General features: G+C 75.0%; 2 protein-coding genes. Both read left to right on the top strand.

The features are described 5' to 3' along the window. Positions 1-1206 (top strand): APC family permease (locus G3I65_RS36970; protein WP_160700208.1); only part of this gene is annotated, 1206 nt, incomplete at its 5' end. Continuing rightward, positions 1203-1424 (top strand): helix-turn-helix domain-containing protein (locus G3I65_RS36965; protein ID WP_160700207.1); only part of this gene is annotated, 222 nt, incomplete at its 3' end. The genes G3I65_RS36970 and G3I65_RS36965, both read left to right, overlap by 4 nt.

Here is a 1424-nt window from a genome sequence, read left to right as displayed (position 1 = left end):
GTCTGCGTCGCCCAGTTCACCCGGCGGATGGCGGCCGCCGGGTCGCTCTACAGCCTCACCGCGAAGGGACTCGGCCCGGGCGCGGCGTTCGCCTGCGGCTGGGCGCTGCTGATCGGGTACGCGATGCTCGCGATGGCCGCCCTCACCGCGGCCGGGACGTACGTGCGCGGCGCGCTGGAGCGGGCCGGCCTGTCACCGGGCTGGGTCGTCCCCGCGGCGGTGACGCTGCTGCTCGGCGCGGTGGTGGCGGTGTGCGTGGTGCGGGGCGTCCGGCTGTCGGCGCGGGTCGTGCTGGTGACCGAAGCGGTGTCGATCAGCCTGATGCTGGTGGTGTTCGCGCTGTTGCTGAGCCGGGTCGGGCTCCAGTCGCCGTTCGTCGCGCCGGACCGCGGGCTCGGCGGGATCGCGGCCGGGGTGCTGCCCGCCCTCGGCGCCTTCATCGGCTTCGAGGCCGCGACGTCGTTCGGCGTCGAAGCGCGGCGGCCGTTCCAGACGGTCCCCCGCGCCATGCAGTGGACCGCGGCCCTGTGCGGCGTGCTGTACCTCGTCGCCGCCTACACCCAGAGCCTCGGGACGCGGAGCCTGCCCGGCGGCCTGGCCGCCCAGTCCGAGCCGGTCGCCGCGCTCGCCACGGCCCAGCACCTACCGTGGCTGTCGTACCTGCTGGACATCGGGATCGGCGCGTCGTTCTTCGCCTGCGCGATGACGGTGTCGAGCGCGCTGGCCCGGCTGCTGCTGTCGATGGGCCGCGAGCGGATCCTGCCGCGGCGGTTGGGGGCCACCCACCCGCGGTTCCGGACGCCGCACGTGGCGATCCTGAGCACGGTGCCGGCGATCGCGCTCGCCGCCGCAGCGCTGGTCGCGTTCGGCGCCTCACCCCCGCGGCTGTTCACGACGCTGCTGAACGTCGCCGGGTTCGGCTACCTGATCGCCTACCTCCTGGTCTGCGTGGCCGCGCCGGTGTTCCTGCACCGGATCGGCGAGCTGACCCGCGGCGCGGTGGCGGCGGCCGCGATCGCCGGGACCGCGCTGCTGGTCACGCTGGCGCTCTTCACGACGTCCACTGTGGACGGCGGTTACCCGGCGGTGTTCGGCGTCCTCGCCGCGCTCGGCCTGGCCTGGTACGCCTGGCTCCGGCTGCGGCGGCCGCGGCGGCTGGCCGAAATCGGCATCTACGACGAGACCACGGCCGAGGACATCCTGTGAGCCCGGACCCCGCGCCGCTGTCGGGCCGCCAGCCCAAGGCGGTCCGCTCCGCGCTGGCCGTGCTGGAGGAGGTGGTCGCGGCCGGGCCGGGCGTGACGGCCAAGGAGATCTCCAGCGCGTTGAAGATGCCGCCCGCGACCACGTACCGGCTGCTCAACCTGCTGGTCGCGGAGGGCTATCTGGTGCGCCTGCCGGACCTGCGCGGCTTCGCGCTCGGC

This window comes from Amycolatopsis sp. SID8362, from assembly GCF_010550475.1.
In the GTDB taxonomy this organism is placed as follows: Bacteria; Actinomycetota; Actinomycetes; order Mycobacteriales; family Pseudonocardiaceae; genus Amycolatopsis; species Amycolatopsis eburnea.
The sequence above is the reverse complement of the archived record's forward strand: the minus strand, read 5'-3'. Positions and strand labels throughout refer to the sequence as shown.